The sequence below is a fragment of the Tepidiphilus olei genome, from assembly GCF_006980705.1.
In the GTDB taxonomy this organism is placed as follows: Bacteria; Pseudomonadota; Gammaproteobacteria; order Burkholderiales; family Rhodocyclaceae; genus Tepidiphilus; species Tepidiphilus olei.
Window position 1 is genome coordinate 128,955 of the sequence record NZ_SBHO01000002.1, and the last position, 22,876, is coordinate 151,830.

Below are 22,876 nucleotides of genomic sequence, written 5' to 3' on the forward strand. Positions count from 1 at the left end.
ACAGGACGGCGTCGTGCGGTGCTCGAACGCCCCCCGATCGGAGGGCTTCGCAACCGACCCCGCTCGTAGTGGTTTTTCGCGAGACTCGGAAGTGTGCGATCATCTTCTACTCCAACACGTGAGGAGACGACGATGAAACTCTATGACTATCCGCCTGCGCCGAACCCCCGACGCGTTCGCATCTTTCTCGCGGAGAAAGGCATCGAAGTGCCGACCGAAGCCGTGGATCTACGTCAGGGGGCGCAACTCAGCGAAGCGTTTCGCCGAATCAACCCGCAGTGCGTGGTCCCCTACCTCGTGCTCGACGACGGCACCGGCATCAGCGAATCGATCGCCATCTGCCGCTACTTCGAAGCGCTGCAGCCTGACCCGCCGCTCTTCGGCAAGACCCCGCTCGAGCAGGCTCTGGTGGAAATGTGGAGTCGGCGCGCCGAGTTCGAAGGCTTGCTCGCCGTCGCCGATGCCTTGCGCAATTCCGCACCGGCTTTCAAGAACCGCGCACTCCCAGGCGCCGATGACTTCGAGCAGATTCCGGCCCTCGTCGAACGCGGACAGCGCCGCACGAAACGCTTTTTCGATGTACTAGAAGAGCGTCTCGCACACTCGACTTTTCTGGCGGGCGATTTCTTTTCAGTAGCCGACATCACCGCGTTCGTCACGGTAGACTTCGCCGGCTGGATCAAGCTCACCCTGCCAGAAACGCACATCAACGCTCGACGCTGGTACGAGACGGTACGGGCACGGCCGAGCGCGTCCGCCTGAGCGTCACGAACGAAATCACCGACCGACCAAAGCCCCCTTCAGGGACTCCTGCGCAGGCGAAGGACCCAGCCAGATCGCCAGCAGTACCGGGAAGAAACCCGGCTCACGCACCGGCTCCATCAACGCCTGTCCATCGACGAGAATGGAAGTTTCTCCATGAAGGTTCTCGGTGATTTCCACGGCGGTCCCTGCTTTCATCTCGCCTGCCGCTTCCATCGCCGCCCTGAGTCTGGCCAAAGGATCACGAAACGGGGCGAGCGCATCCGGCGCATGATTCTTCTCGAGTCCCTCCCACAGCGCTTCGGCAAAGGTGCGTCCGTCCAAGCGTCGCAGCAAGCGAATCGCAATCACCCGCGGCGGTGGAGACGACAATGCCGCCTCGGCCGTTTCCGCCCGCTGCGGCAGATACAAAGCGATGGCATAGACGTCGAAGACGAGTCTCGTACGCACCCCCGAACCGTTGCGCACGAGCACCTGTCCTTCACGTTCGAGGGTTGGTGCGAATTCCCCCTGCCCCTCTCCGCCCCAAGCCAATGACCCGAAGCACGACAAACCGCACAAGATGAGCATCCAGCGGCGCAAGGTATCCATACAAAACTCCAACAAACGTTTGAATCGAATAAATGCTAGTGACAATGCTTTCATTCGTCAACGCCCTCATGCGTAGGGTAGCTCGCAGAATCATCGCACCAAGATAGGCGAGCATCCGAGCACCGCGCAACGCCGCCATACGGCCGCGCAGTAGGTCATTCGCGACGCTCCGTAGTATGATCGGCCCCATGCCCATCCAATGGTTTCCCGGCCACATGCACGCGGCGCGGCGCAAGCTCGAAGAGACGCTTGCCGACGTCGACGTGCTCATCGAAGTGCTCGACGCGCGCATTCCCGCAGCGAGCCGCAACCCCGTGCTCGAGACGCTGCGCCGCAGCCGACAGCGCCCCTGCCTGAAACTGCTCAACAAAGCCGACCTCGCCGATCCGGCCCGTACCGCCGAATGGATCGCCGCCTTCGAGCGCGAAGAGGGTGTGCGCGCGCTCGCCGTCTGCGCCAAGAATCCAGCCGACGTACGTCGCATCCTGCCCGCCTGCGAGCGGCTCGCTCCGCACCGCAGCGAACCGACCAAACCGCTGCGCTTGATGATCGCCGGCATCCCCAACGTCGGCAAATCCACGCTGCTCAACGCCCTCCTCGGGCGCAAAGCCGCCAAGGTCGGGGACGAGCCGGCGGTGACGAAAAGCGTGCAACGCTACGATCTGCCGGGCTTGCGCAGCATCACCGACACCCCCGGCCTGATGTGGCCCAAGATCGAATTCGACGCCGACGGTTACCTGCTCGCCGCTTGCCACGCCATTGGGCGTAACGCCGTGGCCGAAGAGGAAGTCGCGGCCTTTCTCGCCGAGACCCTGATCGCCCAAGGCTACGCCGATCGGCTCACCGCACGCTATCGTCTCGACCCCACGGGGATGAACGGCGACGAGATCGTTGCAGCCATCGGCGAGCGGCGCGGCTGCCGACGCAAGGGCGGCGAACTCGACCGGGAAAAGGCGGCCAATATCCTCCTGCAGGATTTTCGCGAGGGCAAGCTCGGCCCCCTCACCCTGGAGACACCCGCCTCACGCGCCGCCATGATCGCCGCGCACGAGGCGGCCCTGCTCGCCGAAGCGGACGATCAGCCGACCAGGCGATAGCCGATCGGCACCGTGAGTTCACCGTGGGCACACACGGCTGCGTCCCCCTCTAGCGCCGCGAGCCCCTCCCGCACGAGCGCGAGCGCCGCATCGTCGAGCCAGGGCGAACCCGACGAGCGCTCGAGCCGCACGAGCGCTTTCCCATCGCTACAGGAGAGCCGCACCCAGACGGTGCCCTCCACACCCAGACGGCGCGCCTTGGGCGGATAGACCTTGTGGGCTTCGAGCCAGGCGCGCAGCCGCTCGGCCCAAGGCGCCCCTCCTTCGGATTCACCGTCGCCTTTCCCTTTCCTGCCACCGCCGACCAACGAGCCGCTCATCGCCCCTGCCGGTGGCGTCGGCGCGCCCTCCCCCTTCGCACCCGCAATCTCACCGCCGCCCCGCGCCCCATCGCCCTCCAAGGGATCCTGCACCGACACCTCGCCTTCCTCGCCAGCAAGCGCCGCCGCAGGTTGCTTTTCCTTTTCTGGTCGGGGAGCGTGAATCCTGGGCGATGGCACCTGCTCCGGCCTCGCTGCCGTGGCGCGCGCGCGAGGGGCCTCGATGGAACGTACCGCCGCCAGGGGTTCGGCAGGCGGCTGTCGTCGTGGCTCCTGGACCGGCGATTCCGCGGCAGCTGTCTCACGCCCCTGCTCCCCGCTCACCGGTTCTCCCCCCGCGACCCCCGTCGGCTCCTCCGTAAACGGCCCGATCAAGGACACGGCAAACGGCGGCGGCTCCCGAGGAGGCCAAGCGGACGAAAACCCCAGCGCCAGCAGTCCGTAGGCGAGCACGTGAAGCGCGAACGTCGCCACCCAGGCCGCCAACACGAACCGCCACTGCCCCGCCGCGCGTCGACGCTTTCCGCCGAACGAATCTTCTCGCATGATGCGTTTCAAAGAAAGCCAAACGGGAATTATCGCATCCGCAAGGTACGCACAGGCGCTCCATCGGCGTCCTGGATTTACGCTATCATTGAACATACCCCAGAGGGAGCGAGACCATGACCGACAAAATCCCCGATCCAGTGCCCCAACACCCGCTGCTCGAGGGAAAACCCGAGATCGCGCGGGGGCGCTACAGCATCGTGCTCGACAAGGGGGACGGCGAGCGCGTCTATAAAATCATCACCCATCCGGACGAATACCTGCTCTACGCCGCCGACGACCGCCCTCAAGGGCCGCACTTCCCCATCGTCTACACCTATCACGGCATCATCGGACGCGCCAGCAACGGCTTTCCCATGCACCTCTTCGAGGTGGAGAAACTCTACCCCATCCCCGAGACGAGCCCCGCCGCCGACACCGCCCGGCGCCTGGTCCACGCCTGGTGGGACCTATGCCAGCAGTGGCAGCAGCTCGGCCAGATAATGGGCCGCATCGCCTTGCAGCAGCTCACCGAGCTCAAACCCCCGCCGTTCGACGCCGGCATGAAACAGGCTGTCGAAGCGCTGGCGCGATTCGCCGAGACCTACCGCGTGATTCCCGACCTCCTCAGCCGTGACAACCTCATGATGCGCAAGGACGGCACGCTCGTCTTTTCCGACCCCATCCGCCCCGGCAAGGATTGACGCTCACGTAATTTTTGCCTCGAGCGTCCACCGCCCCTGCCCTGGCGCCGCCTCCAGCCGGCCGCTGAGCCAGGGCAGCCCCTCTTGCAGGCGTTGTGCCAACACATACGGCGGATGCAGCACCACGAGGCCGCTCACCGTCATGCCGCGGCCGCCCACGGGTGGCGGCGCCACCTGCAGTTCCACCCGCAGATGATCTTCCGGCGCCAGGTTCGCCAGACGCCGGCGCAGCTCCTCCGCCTCCACCCGCCGCAGGCGCGGATACCATACGAGCACCGTCGCCTGCGGAAATTTCGCCAGCATCGCCCGCACGGCGGGGATGAGCCGCACGTAGTCGCCGCGCACTTCATAGGGCGGATCGACGAGGATCACCCCCCGACGCGAGGGCGGCGGCAGCACCTGCAATGCCCCGGCAAAACCGTCGGTCGCCAGGCAGCGCACCTGCGCATCCCCGGCGAAGAGCCGCTCGAGCGCGGCGAAATCGCGCGGATGACGCTCGAAGCACACCAGACGATCGCCCCCCTTGCCACGGGCACCGGCGCGGGCGAACTGCCGCGCGATCGCCGGCGAGCCGGGGTAGAGCTCCAGTCGCCCGGTGGGGTTGAACGCCGCCACGGCCTTCAGATACGCGGAGAACACTGCCGGTGCCTCGGCGCGCGCCGCCCACAGGCGCGCGATCCCTTCGCGGAATTCATGACTCGCCTGCGTACCCCCCACCCCAGCGCCCAGCCGATAGAGGCCCGCGCCGGCGTGGGTGTCGACGTAGGTCCAGGGCGCGGGCTTGGCGTTGAAGTAGGTCAATACTTCGGCCAGCACCCAGTGCTTGAGCACGTCGGCGTGATTGCCCGCGTGAAAACCGTGGCGATAGCTCAGCACCGTTTCGTCTTTTCACTCGTCATCGAATCGGCAAGCCCGAGGCATCGAACATTCCCTCGAAAAGCGCCGAGCTCAGGTAACGCTCGCCCGAATCGGGCAGGACGACGACGATGGTCTTTCCGGCGTATTCGTCCCGTTTGGCCAGCCGCAGCGCCGCTGCCACCGCCGCGCCGCTCGAGATGCCGGCGAGGATTCCTTCCTCGCGGGCGAGTCGCCGGGCAGTCTCCATGGCCTCTTCGTCGCCCACCCGCTCGATCAAGTCGATGAGTGACAGGTCCAGCACCTCCGGCACGAACCCCGCACCGATGCCCTGGATCTTGTGCGGCCCTGGCTTGATCGGCAAGCCTTCACGCGCCTGCGTGAGCACGGGACTACCCGCCGGCTCCACCGCCACCGACACGATGGGTTTGCCCCGAGTCTTCTTCAGGTAACGGCTCACGCCGGTGATGGTGCCACCGGTGCCCACGCCGGCGACGAAGACATCCACCTGCCCGTCGGTGTCCTTCCAGATCTCGGGTCCCGTGGTCTGCTCATGAATGGCCGGGTTGGCCGGATTGCGGAACTGCTGCAGCATCACGTAGCGCTGGGGGTCGGAAGCGGCGATCGCCTCGGCACGCTCGATCGCACCCTTCATGCCCTTGGCCCCTTCGGTGAGCACCAGCTTGGCGCCAAAGACGGCGAGTAGTTTCCGGCGCTCCAGACTCATCGTCTCGGGCATGGTGAGCGTGAGGGGAATCCCCTTGGCCGCGGCCACGAACGCGAGCGCGATCCCCGTATTGCCACTCGTGGGCTCGATGAGCTCCTTGCCCGGACCGAGCAACCCCTGGCGTTCGGCATCGGCCACCATGGACGCACCGATGCGGCACTTCACGGAAAACGCGGGATTGCGCGCCTCGATCTTGGCGAGCACCGTCGCCTTGGCCCCGGCGGTGAGGCGGTTCAAGCGCACGAGCGGCGTGCGCCCAATAGATGCGGGATTGTCGGCAAACCAGTTGGCCATCACTCCGTCTCCTTTGACATGCGGTGCCCCCATGATACCGCGCGCCGTACCGTCGCCCTACAACCCACCGCTCGAAGCTCATGACGGTTCGGGCATAACGCCAAAGGCGTACAATTTGCCGTAAAGGCAAAATGGAGGAACCTCGATCAACCTCCATTATTCAGGAAATTTCGAGCTAGGGAGACGCTGCCAGGTCTTTTTTGACGGCGTTTTGCAGGCCCATATTCCAGGAGCATGGATTTTTTGCGCCACGAATGCCTACAACAGTACGATACCCATCGCCTGGCCCAGGCAGTACGGTCGCACTGGGCTGTCGAGAACAGTCTGCATTGGGGCATCGATGTCGCTCTTTCCGACATCAGATGCGCGCCCGTACCGGCCATGCCGCTCATAACCTCGCCATGCTCAAGCACGTCACCCTCAATCTCATCCGCCTCGATCAACCCCCGCGCATGGGTGGCATCAAGGCTTGCAGACTCATCGTCGCTACCTCAGACTCCTACCGAGCTCATTTGTGTTCCAATTGGCGTAACGTTCATGCGATTGCCCTGTAAGATGTGCGATTTGCTTGACACTGGCAGACTGTGCGCTATAATTCGAAGCTCTTTTCCCCGATAGCTCAGTCGGTAGAGCAACGGACTGTTAATCCGTGGGTCGCAGGTTCGAGCCCTGCTCGGGGAGCCAACAAAATCAATGGCTTACGTGCTTGCCGTCATACTCTCAAAAGGGTAGTGTAGGGCAACACAAATTTTCCCAACGCGACTGCTTTGCTTCGGCGTATCGTTTCCCCTACGCAAAATTCAGAACTGCCCTACCATTTCGGCTACGAAACCGACCGAGTGCTGCCCAGCTCTCGAAGCGGTGAGTGGCAAGCATCTCGTCGAAGCGTTCGACCATGCCGTTCGTTTGCAGACGGCGAGGTTTGGTCAGCCGATGCTCGATCTCGAGCGCCTAGCACAGAACATCGAAGGCATGCGTTCCCGCGGGAGTGCGTTCTCCGCGGATAATGTGAAGCGGTCGGTGAATTCCTCGCGGTTGTAAAAGTGAGGATCGTACGCAAGCGAAAGGGGCTGCCTCGAGGAGCGAGCGCAGGAAGCGCTAGGTCTTCAGCGTCGGTACCCGTTGTTACGTCGAATGGTGTCCTCCGACACCCCCGAGTTTCCGGGCAAGGCGGCGCACCGTCAGGTTCGAGCTTTGGATATGGCGCCGGGTCGCAGGGGTCGTGGTGACGCTCTCGTACAGTCGGACCCTCATGACTTTTGCCTCTCGATCGCTTCGCTCGACTCGCGCATCACCTCACGACCCAAGAATGATGCACGACGTCGCGGGTCGATGCGATCGTCCGGGGCCCGACATGCGATTGCCCTGAGCATGATTGCTGGCAAAGCCCGCACGCCTGCACTATGATGACAAAGTTTCGGGCTTTCGACGGCGGCACTCATGGTCAGACGGCTGCTCTCAACGGCGATCCTCTTCTTCTCAGGGGTGATCTTGCTCGGCCTGTCGCTGGCGCACTCGCCAACGACGGCCACCGTCGTGAGCCTGCGCATCGACGGCCCCATCGGCCCGGCAACGGCCGATTTCATCACCCGGGGATTCGCGCTCGCTGTCGAACGCCAGGCGGGGTTGATCGTGATCGAAATGGACACGCCCGGAGGGCTGGACACCTCCATGCGCGCGATCATCAAGCAAATCCTCGCCTCTCCGATCCCGGTCGCGACCTATGTCAGTCCCGAGGGCGCGCGAGCGGCGAGCGCGGGCACCTTCATCCTCTATGCCAGCCACATCGCCGCCATGGCTCCGGCAACCAATTTGGGCGCCGCCTCACCGGTGGCGATCGGCGCACCTCCCGCGGCCTCCGATCCCATCGAACCAGGCTCGAGCGACAGAGCGAAAGCGCCTGGCTCTCCCGCAGACGACGAGGAAGGAACGGCGCAAAACCCCAGAGGAAACAAAGCGCCTGCGCGCGCCAACGTCTTGATGGAGAAAGCAACGAGCGACGCCGCGGCCTACCTACGCAGCCTGGCGCAGTTGCGCGGACGCAACGCGGATTTCGCCGAGCGGGCGGTGCGCGAAGCAGCGAGCCTCTCGGCCAACGAAGCCTTGGAAGCAGGAGTGATCGACCTCATCGCCGTCGACCTCCCCGAACTGCTCGCTCAAATCCATGGCCGGGAGATTCGGCTCGATTCCGGCAACATCGTCACGCTCGCCACTGCCCAAGCCCAGATCGAACGCATCACCCCAGACTGGAAGAATCAGATTCTGTCGCTCATCTCCAATCCTCAGGTCGCGCTGGTCCTCATGATGATCGGCATCTACGGCCTCTTTTTCGAGCTCACCAGCCCTGGTTTCGCCGTTCCCGGCGTGGCGGGACTGATCTGTATCCTGATCGCGCTCTATGCTTTTCATCTCTTGCCGGTGAATTGGGCTGGGGTCGCACTCATTGCGCTGGGCACCATCCTGATGATCGCAGAAGCCTTCGTCCCCAGTTTCGGCGCGTTTGGCATCGGCGGGATGATCGCGTTCATCGTCGGCGGTCTGTTCCTGATGGATAGCGGCGTTCCGGGCTTCGACATCCCGATCGCTTTTCTCGTCGCACTGGCCCTGTTCAGCGCCTCGATCCTGATCGCGATCGGCTATTTCGCCGTGCGCGTGCGTAAGCAACGGGTGAAAAGCGGCCCCGAGGAGCTCGTCGGGGCCGAAGGGGTGGTAATCAGCACGGGGCAAGACGGTACGTATGCGCGCTTGCACGGGGAACTCTGGCGCGTCGAGAGTCCGGTCGCCCTGCAACCCGGACGACGCGTCAGGGTAACCCGCGTGAACGGCCTCGTGCTCGAAGTGGAACCCGCATAGCGCCAACGGCCTCCAAAACGCCACGAGCGGCAGGCTTGGCATCCCGCGATATGCCTGTCATTTTCCTCACGAATCCCCCCGACGACATCCAGGAGCGCGACATGATCCCAAATCTCGATTTCATCTTTAGCAGCCTCGTCGTTTTGTTCCTAGCACTGCTCGGCGGTTCGCTGCGCATCCTGCGCGAGTACGAGCGCGGCGTGATTTTCATGCTCGGCCGATTCTGGAAAGTCAAAGGCCCGGGCCTCATCATCGTCATCCCAGGCATCCAGCAAATGGTCCGGGTAGACCTACGCGTCGTGACGATGGACGTCCCCAGCCAGGACGTGATCTCGCGCGACAACGTCTCGGTCAAGGTCAATGCGGTACTCTACTTCCGCGTCCTCAATCCGGAACGCGCCATCATCCAGGTCGAAAACTACTTCGACGCCACGAGTCAGCTCGCGCAAACGACCTTGCGTGCCGTATTAGGCAAGCACGAGCTCGATGAAATGCTGGCGGAGCGGGAAAAGCTCAACCTCGACATCCAGCAAATCCTCGATGCCCAGACCGACGCCTGGGGAATCAAGGTGACCAACGTCGAAATCAAGCACATCGACCTCAACGAGAGCATGATCCGCGCCATCGCCCGCCAAGCGGAAGCCGAGCGCGAACGGCGCGCCAAGATCATCCACGCCGAAGGGGAAAAACAGGCCGCCGAGACCTTGTTGGCCGCCGCCGAAATGCTGGCCAAACAGCCCATGGCGATGCAGTTGCGCTACTTGCAGACCCTCACGCAGATCGCCGGCGACCGGACCTCGACCGTGGTTTTCCCGGTACCGATCGAACTCATGAACCTCATGGGGCACAAGATCACCCAGCCGGAATCGTCTGAAAGTCCGGCTCGTCGATAGGCGCATCGCGTGGGGGTGCCTGGCAGGGTCCACATCGAGAAAAGGGAAGAGCATCCAGGCACCGGCAAACGCCGCTGCGCCGTAGATCATTCGCGTTGCCCCGGGTATAATCCGAGCATGCGCCTGTGGTCCCTACACCCATCGCTACTCGACGTCAAAGGGCTCGTCGCCCTGTGGCGCGAAGGGCTGCTCGCGCAGGCGGTGCTCGCCGGCGCCACGCGCGGCTATCGCCACCATCCGCAGCTCGTGCGCTTTCGAACCCATCCCATGCCGCTCGCGGCGATCGCGGCCTACCTGCACGCGGTGGTCGACGAAGCCGAGCGCCGCGGCTACCGTTTCGATCGCGCGAAGCTGCCGCACCGCGAAGACGTCGCCCCGATCGAGATCAGCGAGGGGCAGCTCGCCCATGAGTTCGCCCATCTATTGCGCAAACTCGAACAGCGCGACCCGGAGCGCGCGGCCCGGCTCGACGGCACTGCGCCGTTGCCGCATCCGCTGATGCGCGTGGTGCCCGGCCCGGTGGCCGAATGGGAAATCGTGCGCTGAATCGGGCGCCGGCTCGTGCTATCCTCGCAAGCCCCGTCGTTTCCTCCCTCTTGCCGATGATCCCCGAGCATTCCGACACGCCCTCGCAAAAACTCCTCAAGCTGGAAAAACGCCTGCTGCGCCAGGTGGGGCAGGCGATCGCCGACTTTGGCATGATCGACGAAGGCGACACGGTGCTGGTGTGCGTCTCCGGCGGCAAGGATTCGCTTGGACTGCTCGCGCTGCTGCAAAAGCTCCAGGCGCGCGCGCCGGTGCGCTTTCGCCTCATCGCCATGAACCTCGACCAGCGCCAGCCGGGATTTCCCGAGGACGTGCTGCCGCGCCATTTTGCGCAGGTCGGCGTGGAATACCGCATCGTGCGCGAGGATACCTACTCCATCGTCAAGGAGAAGATCCCCGAGGGGAAGACCACCTGTTCGCTGTGCTCGCGGCTGCGCCGCGGCCTCATCTACCGCACGGCACGCGAACTGGGCGCGAACAAGGTGGCGCTAGGGCACCACCGCGATGACATCCTCGAGACTTTTTTCCTCAACCTCTTCTTTGGTGGACGCCTGAAGGCGATGCCTCCCAAACTGCGCAACGACGACGGCGACCTGGTGGTGATCCGGCCGCTCGCCTATTGCGCGGAAGAGGATCTGGCGCGCTACGCCCGCGGGATGAATTTCCCCATCATTCCCTGCTCGCTGTGCGGCACCCAGGAAAACGCCCAGCGCCGGCAGGTAAAGGCCATGTTGCGTGCATGGGAACGGGAAGACCCGCGCCGCATCGCCTCGATCTTCACCGCGCTCGGCCACGCCGTGCCCTCGCACCTGCTCGACCGCGCGCTCTTCGATTTCTCCGCCCTCGACACGGAGGCCGGAAACACGGAAGCGGCGCCCGACGAAGCCGTCGGCGCCGCGCCCGTGCATTTCTTTGGTACCCCGACGATCAGAACTTGAGGTTGATCGCGGCGTAGAGCGAACGCCCCATACCCGGCACGGCGATGCCCCAGGAGGGTATTGTGGGGTTGATGCTCATGGTACGCCCTTGGCCGACGTAGGCCCCGCCGGTGGGCAGGTAATAGAGCTTGTCGAAGAGGTTCTCCACGCCCAGGTCGAGCCGCACGTCTTTCCAGGCATGGCTCGCGCGCAGGTGCACCAGACCATAGCCCGGCGTCTTGATCTCGTTGCGCGCGTCCGACACGTCGTCCTTGCGCGAGACGAGTTCCCAGTCGAGCGCGTTGCTCCAGCCGGCGAGCTGGTGCGTGAGGGTGAGCGTGGCGTGCCAAGGCACGACGTTGTAGAGATCATCACCCGTGTCGCGGTTCTCGCCGTTGGTGTAGCTCAGCACCCCCTCGAAGCCGAAGGCACCCAAGCCGGTGCGCGCGAGCGGCATCTTGCCCGAGAGATCAAACCCGTAGAGGCGCGCCGACTGGTTCTCGTAGCGCAGCACGACGAACTGGCGACGGGCAAGCGAGGTCGCCGGGGCGTTCTTGGTCGCGTCCCACTGCACGGCGTCGATGTAGTCGTCGACGTAGCTCAGATACGGGCTGAAGCGCAGGCCCCATTGGCGATCGGCAGAGTGCCAGTCGACCGTACCCGAGAGGGTGTAGGCTTTCTCCGGTTCGAGGTCGGGATTGCCGACGTAACCGTTGCCGTCGCCGACGAAGTTGTTCATCACCGCCGCCATGGCCCAGGTCGACCACGGATAGCGCTCGTAGAGGCTGGGCGAGCGGACCTTGCGCGCGAAGCCGAGCTCGAACTCGCGTGTCTCGTCCAGCGTATAGCGCGTGAGCGCGGTGAAGTCGAGGTTGTCGTCGGTACGTTTGCGCTCGCGCGCGTTGAAGGCGGCCGCATCACGCATCTGATTGCCCATCATGTTGCCGTAGCCATGCACGGGATCGGCGTCGGTGGTGACGTGTTCGTAGCGCACGCCGGCAAGCGCCATCCAGCGGTCGTTGAGTTTCGTCTCCCACTCGCCGAAGAGGCCGGCGCGGTCGCGCTCGCCGTTCTTGATGTTCCAGAAGGTGCCGGGCCACATGCCGCCGCCGGAAGGCGGCCACCAGTCATCCAGCGTGTAGTGCTGGTACTCGCCCCCCACCCGCAGCACGTCGCGCTCGCCCAGGGTGATGTTGGCGGTGAGTTTCGCCCCCGTGGTCTTGCTCTCGGTATTCATCGGCATGCCGGCGGCGCAGGTGCCATCGATCGGCGAACACGGTCGTCCATCGGTCTCATTGTTCGGAATCATGGAGCGCTGGCTGTACCAGTAGCGCTTGTCCTTGCCGAAATCCATGGAGTGGTCGACGCTCTGGTGATAGACCCGGCCATCGAGCGAGCCCCAGCCGAACTGCCCGAGATAACGCAGGTTGAAGAGATTGGAATCGTTGTCGAGCATGTCCATGCGTTGGTTGGGATAGAGCTGATCGGCGACGTTCTGGATGGCGACCGAGGCATCGACGAGGTGCGCGCCGTTCTTCAGCGCGAAACCCACGAGGTGGTTGCTCAGCTCATAGCTGGTGGAGCCGACTTCGTCGCGGGCGAGCGTGTGACCGAGGCGGCCGGTGGCGGTGAAGTCCTTGAAATCGCCACCTGCAGAGTAATTGTTGGCTTTGGCATAGGCCCCGAGATAGCGCACGCTCACCTGCTCGCCGGCGATCGTGGCCGCGCCATGGACCCCGAAGCCATCGCCGTTGCTGCGGTAATAGGTACCGGCCTCGCCGGTGACGAGCGTGCCCTGGCCGGGCGCAGCAAAGCGCGGTTTGGGCGTCTCGACGACGATCGCCCCGCCGATCGCGTCGCCCCCCACGCTCACCGGCGTGACCCCGGTCCACACCTGGATGGTCTCGACTTGGCTCGGAGCGAGATAGGAGAAGGCCGGGTTCATGTGGTTGGGGCAGGCCGAGAGCAGGTCCATGCCATCGACCTGAAGCCGCAGCCGCTCGTCGGCCAGCCCACGGATCGCCGGCAGGCTGGAAGCGCCCCCTGCGCCATAGAGCGTCACGCCCGGCACCTTACGCAACAGGCTCGCCGTGTCAGCGGTGGCGGCGCGCAGCGGGGCGAGCTCCTGCGGGCCGAGCATCGTCGTCGGCGGGGCAGCCTGTTCCCGGGTGTCGGAGACGATCACCGGCGCGAGCACCTTGCCTTCCGGCGAGGCCGTTTCGCTCTGGGCCCAGGCCGAAGGCAGGCCGGCGAAGACGAGCGCTAGGGCGAGCGACAGGGCTCTGCGCCGCGGCGGATACGAAGAAACGGGAGAGGCGGTCATGAAACGAGGCTCCTTTCGATGCAGCAACAAACGGGGTCGCCGGCAAAGCAGCGACGGGCGGCGCCATCGTAACGTTTCGTTTCCCGCGGCTCAATTGAGAATCGTCAACTTTCGCCGTCATCGGGTTGACTTCGCGCAAACTCCCTGCGCGCACGCATTGTCAATACCGTGGATTCCCCCTAACATGCGCTCATCGACACGACCTTGCGTCGGGCAAGACCCGGGGACGTGGTGCGTGCAGGGCGAAGTCCCACACACACGGGACATGCGGGACGACGCACGAGCAGCGACGGGCATCCGGGCAGCGGAGCGCAACGGCATGCCGCCACGCCGTAGGTCATGCGAGACGCCCACGAGGAGAGGTCCAAGACACGATGACGATACGCCCTGGCCTACGCCGATGCTTCTTGCTCGCACTGCTGCCCCTCATGCTGCTGGCGGCCTGCGAGCAAGCCACCACGACTGCATCTTTTCACGCGACCGAGATTCGCGACGCCTCGTTCGGCCGCGAGCTGCAATTGCCCGACACGGAGGGACGTCTGCGCACGCTCGCCGACTTCCGCGGTGAAGTCGTGGCGGTCTATTTCGGCTTTCTGCAATGTCCCGACGTATGTCCGACGGCGCTGTCGCGTGCGGTGGCAGTGAAGCAGTTACTGGGCGAAGACGGCAAGCGCTTTCGCGTGGTCTTCATCACGGTGGATCCCGAACGAGACACGCCCGAAGTCGTGCGGGCCTATCTCGATGCCTTCGACCCCTCCTTTGTCGGCCTGGTGGGTAGCCCGGAGGAAGTGGCCCGTACTGCCAAGGAATTCCGCGTCTATTACCGCAAGGTGCCCACAGGGAGTTCGTACACGATGGACCACACCGCCACCACTTTCGTCTATAATGCCGATGGCAAACTTCGGCTAGCCGTGCCCCATGCCCTGTCGGCAGAAGATTTCGCCGCGGACGTGCGGCGCCTGCTCGCCGAATGAACGGCCATGCCGTCTTTGCCTTGAGGGAATCTGTGTCTTCACCACAAAAGAAGGAGTCGACGATGCTGACCACCAAAACCCGCCGTTCTCTCGGTCTCGCGCTGATGTTCGGTGCGTTCACGCTGCCCGCCTGGGCGCAGACGGTCAAGGTCGAAGACCCTTGGGTCCAAGCCACGGTGGCCGGGCAAAAAGCCACGGCCGCGTTCATGAAGCTCACCGCCGATGCGCCGGTCAAACTCACCGGCGGCAAGACGCCGGTCGCCCCCGTGGTGGAAATCCACGAAATGGTGATGGAAGGCGAAGTCATGAAGATGCGGGCCATCGACGGCGGGCTGCCGCTGGAGGCCGGCAAGACGATGGAGCTCAAACCCGGTGGTTACCACGTGATGCTCATCGATCTGCCCAAAGCGGTAGAGGTCGGGCAGAGAGTGCCGCTCACCCTCATCTTCACCGATACCGAGGGCAAGGAATTCACGGTCGAGGTCGAGGCGCCGGTGCGCCCACTCAAACGCGATCACGGCAAGAAATCCGGCCATGAAATGTGAGACCCTCCTCACCGAACGGCGCACGGGCAGGCGCGGTCAGTGCCTGCTCGGTGCCGGAGAGAGCGGCCCGGCCTGGCGCGTCGTCGAGGGAATCGTGCGGCTCGATCTACCCGTTGCCTTCGGCGACGAGCCCGACGAGGAACATTTCGTCGGCATCGCCTACGGGGGCGACCTGATCGGAGCGGAAGCACTCATGTTCGGCCGCTATGCGTACACCGCCACGGCCGTCACCCCCGTCGTGCTCGAAGGCTGGAGCCAAACGGCGGCCAAGGAGCCCACGGCCCTGCTCTATGCCCGCTTCGAGCACCGTATGGGGGAAGTGCTGCGCCTGCGTGTAGGCAAGGCCCCCGAGCGTATCGCCCGGCTCTTCACGCTCGCGCAGGCAGCCGGAGCCGAGCCACCGCACCTGCGCCTGCGTGACATCGCCGCCATCACCGGCTTGCGCATCGAAACCGTGTCGCGTACCCTCAAAGCCATGGAGGCCGGCAGCCTCAGCTGAGGCGCCGGTAGCCGCCGGGCACGCCGTTCGGCGAGAAAACGAACTGCCACAGCTGGTTGGTACGGGCGCGGAAGGTGCCGGCGCAGGCGAGCAGGTAATAGCGCCACATGCGATAGAAGCGCTCGCCGTAGCGTTCGCGAAAGCGCGGCCAGGCGGCTTCGAAGCGCTCGTACCAGGCCATCAGGGTCTTGTCGTAGTCGGCGCCGAAGTTGTGCAGGTCTTCCATCACGAACCAGTGCTCGCTTGCATCCGCCACCTCGCCGATCGAAGGCAATTCCCCGTTGGGGAAGATGTATTTCTCGATCCAGGGGTCGGTGCCCCCACCGCGGCGGTTCTTGCCGATGGTGTGCAGGAGGAAGAGCCCGTCGTCGCGCAGGCTGCGGCGCGCCATGGCGAAATAGGCTTTGTAGTTGCGCACTCCCACGTGCTCGAACATCCCCACCGAGGCGATGCGATCGAACCGTTCCTTGCCGTCGACGTTGAACGTGCGGTAATCCGCCAGGATGAAACGCACCGGCAGTCCCGTGCAGCGCTTCTGCCCCCAGGCGGCCTGTTCTTTGGAGATGGTCAGCCCCACGCATTCGACGCCATAGTGCTCGGCGGCATAGCGCATGAGGCTACCCCAGCCGCAACCGATGTCGAGCAGCCGCATGCCCGGCTCCAATCCCAACTTGCGGCAGATGAGGTCGAGCTTGGCGACCTGCGCCTCTTCCAGCGTCTTGGCGTTGGCCCAATAGCCGCAGGAATAGGCCATGTACGGATCGAGCATCGCCTCGAAGAAGTCGCTGCCCAGGTCGTAGTGCACCTCGCCCACGTGCCAGGCGCGGCGCACGGACTGCAGGTTGATGAGTCGCGCTTTCAACGCCCGCCACACGAGCGAGGGATTTTTCACCCGCTCGTCGAGCCGCGCGCGCAGCACCCGCGCGAAGAATTCGTCGAGCCGCTCGCATTCCCACCAGCCGTCCATGTAGGCTTCGCCCAGGCCGAGGCTGCCTTCGGCGAGCACCCGTTCGAGCACTTTGGGGTGTTTGATCTGAAAATCCCACGGCCGATCGCCGTCGAGCGTGACATCGGCCTCCTCGAACCAGGACTGCACCAGGGCCCGCAAACGGTCGGCATTACGCAACTGCCCCCTCGTCGGCTTTGATCGTTCTTCGACGACGCCTTGCTGTTGTACTGTCGCCATACGCCCCTCCAAGATGGAACGAAAGGCGGAGCGCTTCGGCCCCGCCTTCCTTCATCATAGACGATCGAGCGCGCGCCGCACGCCGTCGGCGTAGGCCGGGTCGATCCGGGCAAAGAGCGCGAGCTGGCGCTCGATGATGTGCTCCGGCACTCCTCTCATCGAACGGGCGATGTTGCCGTAGAGCCGCTCCTTGTGCGCCTCGTCGAAGAGCGCCCACAGGGCGCGCGGCTGCGAAAAGTCGTCGTTGCCGTCGCGATGGCTGTAGCGGTCGATCATCCCCTGCACCGCGAGCGGCGGCTCCTTGACGTCTGGCCGCTCGACCGGGCCGCCGAAGGAGTTGGGCTCGTAGTAGGCGTCCGGGTTTTCGTGGAAGTTGTCGAAGAAGCGCATCGACCCGTCCTTGTGGTAATGATGCACCGGGCAGCGGGGACGATTGACCGGCAGCGCCTCGTAGTGCGTCCCCAGGCGGTAGCGGTGGGCGTCCGCGTAGGAAAATATCCGCGCCTGCAGCATCTTGTCGGGCGAAAACCCGATGCCCGGCACCACGTTGGAGGGCGAGAAGGCCGCCAGCTCGATCTCGGTAAAATAGTTGTCCGGATTGCGATCGAGTTCCATCACACCCACTTCGATGAGCGGAGCGTCGCGGTGCGGCCAGACCTTGGTGAGATCGAAGGGGTTCCAGCCGGTACGCTCGCTCCAGGCGTCGGCCTCTTTCTCGCTCATCACCTGCACGTACATCGTCCAGCGAGGGTATTCACCGCGCTCGATCGCGCCGAAAAGCGCCTCCTGGTAGCTCTCGCGCGTCTTGCCGATGATGGCTTCGGCCTCTTCGTCGGTGAGCGTCTCGTGCCCCTGCTGCGTTTTGAAGTGAAACTTCACCCAGAAACGCTCGCCGGCTTCGTTCCAGAAACTGTAGGTGTGGCTACCATAGCCGTTCATGTGCATGGGCGAGCGCGGGATGCCCCGGTCGGAGAAGAGGATGGTGAGCTGGTGCAGGCTCTCGGGCGAAAGCGACCAGAAGTCCCACATGGCCGTGGGCGAACGCAAATTGGTGCGCGGATGGCGTTTTTGCGTGTGGATGAAGTCGGGGAATTTGTAGGCGTCGCGGATGAAGAAAACCGGCGTGTTGTTGCCCACGAGATCCCAGTTGCCTTCGTCGGTATAGAACTTGAGGGCGAATCCGCGCACGTCGCGCTCGGCATCGGCCGCGCCCATTTCGCCGGCCACCGTCGAGAAGCGCGCGAGCATGGGGATCTTCGCCCCGATCTGGGAGAATACCTTGGCACGGGAATACTTGCGGATATCGCCGGTGATGGTGAGCGTGCCGAATGCCCCCCAGCCCTTGGCGTGCACCACGCGCTCGGGGATGCGCTCGCGGTTCTGATGTGCGAGCTTTTCGAGCAGCACGTAGTCTTGCAGCAGCGTGGGGCCGCGCGGCCCAACGGTGAGCGAATTCTGGTTGTCGGCCACCGGCGCGCCGGCCGTGGTGGTGAGATGATAGGGGCACTTCTGCTCGCTCATGGCGTTCCTCCTTGCAGGGTCGAATGGCCGAACCGCGTGGACCAAGACAGAAGAGACCACGAGCCACGGATCCGGCTAAGGGACGGCGCGTCCTCGCCGCGCCGTCCTGAACATTATAGGTGAGGAGCACGCTCGATCCAATCGTTCCTGTCTATCGGGGCAATCGATGCAATGGCCGTGCTCGTTCCCACCCATGTACCGGTCACGTTCCCAAACCCCATACGATGTCTTATGATGCACACCGATCCCCGGGTGGGGTCACGCAAAAAGGAACATTCCATGGAACATCGACCGTCGAGCGAAGTCCGCGGCAAGGAACTGGCGCTCTTGTGCCTGGGCGCGTTGGGGGTCGTCTACGGCGACATCGGCACGAGCCCGCTCTACGCGATGAAAGAGGTCTTCGCCGGCAACCACCCCATCGCCCTCGAACCGGGCAATGTGCTCGGCAGCTTGTCGCTCTTTTTCTGGGCGCTGGTGATCATCGTGGCGGTGAAGTATGTTTCATTCATCATGCGGGCCGACAACCGCGGCGAAGGCGGCATCATGGCCCTCATCGCCCTGGCGCTGCGCGATGCCGCCCCCGGCACCCGCACCCATCGCATCGTGCTCGTGCTCGGCATCCTCGGGGCGGCCATGTTCTACGGCGATGGCATGGTCACTCCGGCCATCTCCGTGCTCTCGGCCGTGGAAGGGCTGCAGATCGCTGCCCCGGCGCTGGAACATGCCGTCCTGCCGGTGTCACTCCTCATCCTTTTCCTGCTCTTCTACTTCCAGCATCATGGCACGACCCTGGTCGGACGGGCCTTCGGCCCCGTGATGCTGATCTGGTTCTCCGTGCTCGCGCTGCTGGGGGTGAGACAGATCTTGGCTTCCCCTTCGGTGTTGGCGGCGTTGAGCCCGACGTACGCGCTCTCTTTCCTCTTTCATCACCACGAGATGGCCTTGGTGGCCATGGGCAACGTCGTCCTCGCCGTCACCGGCGCGGAAGCGCTCTACGCCGACATGGGGCACTTCGGCAAAGAACCCATCCGGCGCAGCTGGTTCCTGTTCGTGCTGCCCGCTCTGGTGCTCAACTATTTCGGGCAAGGCGCGCTGCTGCTGCGCGATCCTGCCGCAATGCAAAACCCGTTCTACCTCATGGCTCCCGAATGGGCCCTCTACCCCATGCTGGCACTGGCGACGATGGCCACCGTCATCGCGTCCCAGGCGGTGATCTCGGGCGCTTTCTCCATCACGCGACAAGCCATGAAGCTCGGCTTTCTGCCCCGTCTCGAAGTGCGTCATACCTCCGAGCGAGAGCAAGGGCAAATCTACGTGCCTGCGCTCAATTGGGCCTTGATGGCGGCGGTGATGTTGCTGGTGCTCGGCTTTCGTTCCTCGAACAACCTCGCGGCGGCCTACGGGCTGGCGGTGACGGGCGACATGGTGATCACCTCGCTTCTGGCCACCGTGGTGGCCGCCCGCGTCTGGGGTTGGGGATGGGCGCGTGCCGTGGCGCTCTTTGCCTGTTTCCTCGTGGTGGAATCGACCTTCCTCGCTGCCAACGTCCTGAAAATCCCCGATGGCGGCTGGTTCCCGCTGCTCGCTGGCGTCGTCGTCTTCATGGTCATGCTCACGTGGCAGCAGGGACGAGTGCTGCTCTTGGAGCGGCTCGAAGGGGGTCGGATGCCTTTGGTGCGTTTCATCGAATCCCTGCGCGGCGGCATGCCGCTGCGGGTACCGGGAACGGCAGTCTTTCTCAACGCCAATCCCGAACGAGTGCCGCACGCCCTGCTGCATAATCTGATGCACAACAAGATCCTGCACGAGCACGTGGTCGTGGTCAGCGTGCGCTTCGAGGACGTTCCCTACGTGCCGCCGACGGAACGGCTGGAAATCCGGGAGCTGCCGGAGAACTTCTGGCAGGTGATCGTGCGCTATGGCTTCATGGACGAACCCGATCTGCCGGCCGCGCTCGCCGGCGCCGCGCCCATGGGGCTGGAGTGCGCGCCGCTGGCCACTTCGTGGTTCCTGGGACGCGAAACGGTCATTCCCCGCCCCAGTCCCGAGATGCGGCTGTGGCGCAAACGGCTCTTCGTCGCCCTGCACCGCAATGCCGGCAGCGTCACCGCCTTCTTCAAGATTCCGCCCAACCGCGTCGTCGAGCTCGGCACCCAGGTGCTGCTGTAGACGAAAAAAAACCTCCCGTCGGCAAGGACGGGAGGTACGCCGCACCGCCGGGGTTGCCTTACTGCGCCGGCGCGAGCCGGATGAGGTAGTCGAACGCCGACAGCGCCGCCTTCGCCCCCTCGCCCATGGCGATGATGATCTGCTTGTAGGGCACGGTGGTGCAGTCGCCCGCGGCGAACACCCCTGGGGCGGACGTGCCGCAGCGCGCGTCGATCTCGATCTCGCCGAAGCGGTTGCGCGCCACCACCCCTTCGAGCCAGTCGGTGTTGGGCACGAGCCCGATCTGCACGAACACGCCAGCCAGTTCCACCGTCTGCTCCTCGCCGCTGGCGCGGTCGCGGTAGCGCAGGGCGTTGACCTTCTGCCCGTCGCCGAGGATTTCCAGCGTCTGGGCATTGGTGACGATGGTCACGTTGGGCAGGCTCTTGAGCTTGCGCTGCAGCACGGCATCGGCGCGCAGGGCTTCAGCGAACTCGATGAGCGTGACATGATCGACGATGCCGGCCAGATCGATCGCCGCCTCCACCCCCGAGTTGCCCCCGCCGATCACCGCCACTTTCTTGCCTTTGAAGAGCGGCCCGTCGCAGTGCGGGCAGTAGGCCACGCCCCGGCCGCGGTATTCCTTCTCGCCGGGAACGCCCAGCTCGCGCCAGCGCGCGCCGGTGGCGAGGATCACCGCCTTGGCGCCGAGCTCGGCGCCGTTGGCGAGCGCCACCTTCGCCGCCTGGCCCGGCGCGGCGGGAACGTCGAGGCGCACCGCGCGCTGATGGTTCATGATGTCCACATCATAGACCTTGACGTGCTCTTCCAGCCCGGCCACGAGCTTGGGCCCCTCGGTCTCCTTCACCGAGATGAAGTTCTCGATGGCGAGCGTGTCCATCACCTGGCCGCCGAAGCGCTCGGCCACGATGCCGGTGCGCAATCCCTTGCGCGCGGCATAGATCGCCGCCGCCGCTCCGGCCGGCCCGCCGCCGACGATGAGGATGTCGAATTCGCCCTTTTGCGCGAGCCGCGCCCGTTCGCGTTCCTCGGCGTGCGTGTCGACCTTGGCGAGGATCTCCGGCAGCTCCATGCGCCCCTGGCCGAAGAGCTCGCCGTTGAGATAGACGGTGGGTACGGCCATGATCTGCTTGGCCTCGACCTCGGCGGGGAAGCTCGCCCCGTCGATCATCACCGCCTGCACCCTGGGGTTCAGGGCGGCCATGGTGTTGACCGACTGCACCACTTCGGGGCAGTTGTGGCACGACAGCGACACGTACACCTCGAAGCGCAGCGGCGAATCCAGGCTCTTGATCTGCTCGATCACGTCCGGCTCGACCTTGGGCGGATAACCGCTCACCTGCAGCAGCGCCAGGATGAGCGAGCCGAACTCGTGCCCCAGGGGCAAGCCGGCGAAATGCACCCGCGGCGCCTCACCGGGGCGTGCCACCGCGAACGCCGGGCGACGCCCACCGGCGACTTCTTCGCCCACCGCTTCGCGCACCGTCACCTTGCCGCCGCCAGCGGCGACGATCTCCTGCACCAGCTCGGCCAATTGCCGGGCGCGCTCGCTGTCGTCGAACGCCGTGACGAGCTCGATCGGCCCGGCCAAACGTTCGAGGTATTGCGCCAAAGCGCCCTTCGTTTCTTGATCCAACAATGCCATGACACACCCTCCTTCGTCGAAACTTTGGACGAAAAAAGCCCCACGGCCTCTTTCGACCGACGTCTCGTGCTCGGGGAAAGGAGCGCCGCGCGAGGCGGCGCCGGAATACCTGCCGGCCGGAACACACCCCGACCGGTCTTCGCGCGAAAAATCAGATCTTGCCGACCAGATCGATGGAAGGCTTGAGCGTCTCGGCGCCTTCGTTCCACTTGGCCGGGCAGACTTCACCCGGATGCTCGGCCACGTACTTGGCAGCTTTCACTTTGCGCAGCAGCTCGGCGGCATTGCGGCCGATGCTGTTGTCGTTGACCTCCATCCCCTTGATGACACCGTTGGGGTCGATGATGAAGGTGCCGCGCAGCGCCAGGCCTTCTTCTTCGATGAGCACGTCGAAGGCGCGCGCCAGTTTCTGCGCCGGGTCGCCGAGCATGGGATAGCGCACTTTCTTGATGGCGGGAGAAGCCTCGGCCCACGCCTTGTGCGTGAAGTGGGTGTCGGTCGACACCGAGTAGATCTCGCAATTGATCTTCTTGAATTCATCGTACAGATCGGCGAGATCCTCGAGCTCGGTCGGGCACACGAAAGTGAAGTCGGCCGGGTAGAACACGAACACCGACCAATGACCGCGCAGATCGGCGTCGGTGACTTCGATGAATTTACCTTCCTTGTAAGCCTGGACTTTGAACGGAACGACTTGGGTGTTGATCAAGCTCATAGCGCTTCCTCCTGTCAGGGTCGAACATCTCACGCACCGGCCTTGTGACCGGCGGCGGTCCGGCACGGCGTGCCGGTCACCACGCGAATCATTCTAGGTCAGCCCCCGGGCAAAATCCAATCGTCCCTGGCAAACGTCATCATAGATGAAAGCTATCAATAAGCACGGTCAATTCAAAATCGTGTCAATGACCCACACTCCCGTCGTGGGCGACG

General features: G+C 64.4%; 20 protein-coding genes, 1 tRNA gene and 2 pseudogenes. 13 read left to right on the forward strand and 10 right to left on the reverse strand.

The genetic code is table 11. The annotated features are described in order from the left end of the window. The first annotated feature begins 132 nt into the window (after positions 1-132). Positions 133-762, forward strand: a complete 630-nt coding sequence (locus EPD80_RS03750) for a glutathione S-transferase family protein (protein WP_142809555.1) — start codon at positions 133-135, stop codon at positions 760-762. A 15-nt stretch (positions 763-777) separates the two neighbouring features. Here EPD80_RS03750 and EPD80_RS03755 read toward each other — a convergent pair whose 3' ends face one another. After that, positions 778-1,353 (reverse strand): chalcone isomerase family protein, encoded by a 576-nt coding sequence (locus tag EPD80_RS03755; RefSeq protein ID WP_185957696.1) that lies wholly within the window; start codon positions 1,351-1,353, stop codon positions 778-780. Positions 1,354-1,541: 188 nt separating this feature from the next. Between EPD80_RS03755 and ylqF the strand changes: the two genes are divergently transcribed. Further along, complete coding sequence (gene ylqF, locus EPD80_RS03760; protein ID WP_142809558.1) at positions 1,542-2,450, forward strand: ribosome biogenesis GTPase YlqF; 909 nt, start codon at positions 1,542-1,544, stop codon at positions 2,448-2,450. Here ylqF and EPD80_RS03765 read toward each other — a convergent pair. Next, the gene (locus EPD80_RS03765) at positions 2,432-3,316 is read right to left on the reverse strand and encodes an energy transducer TonB (protein ID WP_142809559.1); all 885 of its coding nucleotides are present in this window, start codon (positions 3,314-3,316) and stop codon (positions 2,432-2,434) included. The genes ylqF and EPD80_RS03765 overlap by 19 nt on opposite strands. 116 nt (positions 3,317-3,432) lie before the next feature. On the opposite strand from EPD80_RS03765, the gene EPD80_RS03770 reads away from it, so the two are divergent. Continuing rightward, on the forward strand, positions 3,433-3,999 hold the full coding sequence (locus tag EPD80_RS03770; protein WP_142803660.1) for a hypothetical protein: 567 nt from the start codon (positions 3,433-3,435) through the stop codon (positions 3,997-3,999). 3 nt (positions 4,000-4,002) lie between these two features. Here EPD80_RS03770 and EPD80_RS03775 read toward each other — a convergent pair whose 3' ends face one another. Further along, positions 4,003-4,875 carry a 23S rRNA (adenine(2030)-N(6))-methyltransferase RlmJ gene (locus EPD80_RS03775; RefSeq protein ID WP_142809562.1) on the reverse strand — a complete coding sequence of 291 codons (873 nt, stop codon included), beginning with the start codon at positions 4,873-4,875 and terminating at the stop codon, positions 4,003-4,005. A gap of 19 nt (positions 4,876-4,894) precedes the next feature. Further along, positions 4,895-5,875 (reverse strand): cysteine synthase A, encoded by a 981-nt coding sequence (gene cysK, locus EPD80_RS03780; protein ID WP_142809564.1) that lies wholly within the window; start codon positions 5,873-5,875, stop codon positions 4,895-4,897. A 270-nt stretch (positions 5,876-6,145) separates the two neighbouring features. Here cysK and EPD80_RS11450 point away from each other — a divergent pair. Next, a pseudogene (locus EPD80_RS11450) lies at positions 6,146-6,429 on the forward strand (hypothetical protein); the annotation flags it as partial. 54 nt (positions 6,430-6,483) lie between these two features. Beyond that, positions 6,484-6,559: transfer RNA gene (locus EPD80_RS03785), tRNA-Asn, on the forward strand. Between the two features lie 165 nt (positions 6,560-6,724). Here the strand turns inward: EPD80_RS03785 and EPD80_RS11455 are convergent. Then, positions 6,725-6,912: pseudogene (locus EPD80_RS11455) on the reverse strand (IS481 family transposase); the annotation flags it as partial. Positions 6,913-7,315: 403 nt separating this feature from the next. On the opposite strand from EPD80_RS11455, the gene EPD80_RS03795 reads away from it, so the two are divergent. The 4 genes from EPD80_RS03795 to ttcA all read left to right on the forward strand — a co-directional run bounded on the left by EPD80_RS03795 (position 7,316) and on the right by ttcA (position 11,105). Beyond that, positions 7,316-8,728, forward strand: a complete 1,413-nt coding sequence (locus EPD80_RS03795) for an NfeD family protein (RefSeq protein WP_142803698.1) — start codon at positions 7,316-7,318, stop codon at positions 8,726-8,728. 101 nt (positions 8,729-8,829) lie between these two features. After that, positions 8,830-9,621, forward strand: a complete 792-nt coding sequence (locus EPD80_RS03800; protein WP_142809566.1) for a slipin family protein — start codon at positions 8,830-8,832, stop codon at positions 9,619-9,621. A 117-nt stretch (positions 9,622-9,738) separates the two neighbouring features. Further along, positions 9,739-10,167 carry a pyrimidine dimer DNA glycosylase/endonuclease V gene (locus EPD80_RS03805; RefSeq protein ID WP_142809568.1) on the forward strand — a complete coding sequence of 143 codons (429 nt, stop codon included), beginning with the start codon at positions 9,739-9,741 and terminating at the stop codon, positions 10,165-10,167. Positions 10,168-10,223: 56 nt separating this feature from the next. After that, a complete protein-coding gene (gene ttcA / locus EPD80_RS03810; RefSeq protein ID WP_142809857.1) occupies positions 10,224-11,105 on the forward strand; it encodes a tRNA 2-thiocytidine(32) synthetase TtcA in 882 nt (293 codons plus the stop codon). Here the strand turns inward: ttcA and EPD80_RS03815 are convergent. Next, positions 11,095-13,407, reverse strand: coding sequence for a TonB-dependent receptor (locus EPD80_RS03815; RefSeq protein ID WP_142809570.1), 2,313 nt, complete (start codon positions 13,405-13,407; stop codon positions 11,095-11,097). The two genes, ttcA and EPD80_RS03815, sit on opposite strands and share 11 nt — an antisense overlap. Before the next feature lie 374 nt (positions 13,408-13,781). Here EPD80_RS03815 and EPD80_RS03820 point away from each other — a divergent pair, with 374 nt between their 5' ends. The 3 genes from EPD80_RS03820 (at position 13,782) to EPD80_RS03830 (ending at position 15,425) form a co-directional block, all read left to right on the forward strand. After that, on the forward strand, positions 13,782-14,381 hold the full coding sequence (locus tag EPD80_RS03820; RefSeq protein ID WP_142803702.1) for an SCO family protein: 600 nt from the start codon (positions 13,782-13,784) through the stop codon (positions 14,379-14,381). 62 nt (positions 14,382-14,443) lie between these two features. Continuing rightward, a complete protein-coding gene (locus tag EPD80_RS03825; protein ID WP_260677371.1) occupies positions 14,444-14,926 on the forward strand; it encodes a copper chaperone PCu(A)C in 483 nt (160 codons plus the stop codon). After that, a complete protein-coding gene (locus tag EPD80_RS03830; protein ID WP_142809572.1) occupies positions 14,916-15,425 on the forward strand; it encodes a Crp/Fnr family transcriptional regulator in 510 nt (169 codons plus the stop codon). Before EPD80_RS03825 ends, EPD80_RS03830 begins: the two co-directional genes overlap by 11 nt. Here EPD80_RS03830 and cfa read toward each other — a convergent pair. Next, positions 15,418-16,611, reverse strand: a complete 1,194-nt coding sequence (cfa, locus tag EPD80_RS03835; RefSeq protein WP_142809574.1) for a cyclopropane fatty acyl phospholipid synthase — start codon at positions 16,609-16,611, stop codon at positions 15,418-15,420. The genes EPD80_RS03830 and cfa overlap by 8 nt on opposite strands. Before the next feature lie 54 nt (positions 16,612-16,665). Further along, on the reverse strand, positions 16,666-18,132 hold the full coding sequence (locus tag EPD80_RS03840) for a catalase (protein ID WP_142809576.1): 1,467 nt from the start codon (positions 18,130-18,132) through the stop codon (positions 16,666-16,668). 279 nt (positions 18,133-18,411) lie between these two features. On the opposite strand from EPD80_RS03840, the gene EPD80_RS03845 reads away from it, so the two are divergent. Then, positions 18,412-20,301, forward strand: coding sequence for a potassium transporter Kup (locus EPD80_RS03845; RefSeq protein WP_142809578.1), 1,890 nt, complete (start codon positions 18,412-18,414; stop codon positions 20,299-20,301). A 58-nt stretch (positions 20,302-20,359) separates the two neighbouring features. Here EPD80_RS03845 and ahpF read toward each other — a convergent pair whose 3' ends face one another. Both ahpF and ahpC read right to left on the reverse strand, forming a co-directional pair. Then, on the reverse strand, positions 20,360-21,940 hold the full coding sequence (ahpF, locus tag EPD80_RS03850; RefSeq protein ID WP_142804235.1) for an alkyl hydroperoxide reductase subunit F: 1,581 nt from the start codon (positions 21,938-21,940) through the stop codon (positions 20,360-20,362). Positions 21,941-22,097: 157 nt separating this feature from the next. Further along, a complete protein-coding gene (gene ahpC / locus EPD80_RS03855; RefSeq protein ID WP_116491858.1) occupies positions 22,098-22,661 on the reverse strand; it encodes an alkyl hydroperoxide reductase subunit C in 564 nt (187 codons plus the stop codon). Positions 22,662-22,876: the final 215 nt, after the last annotated feature.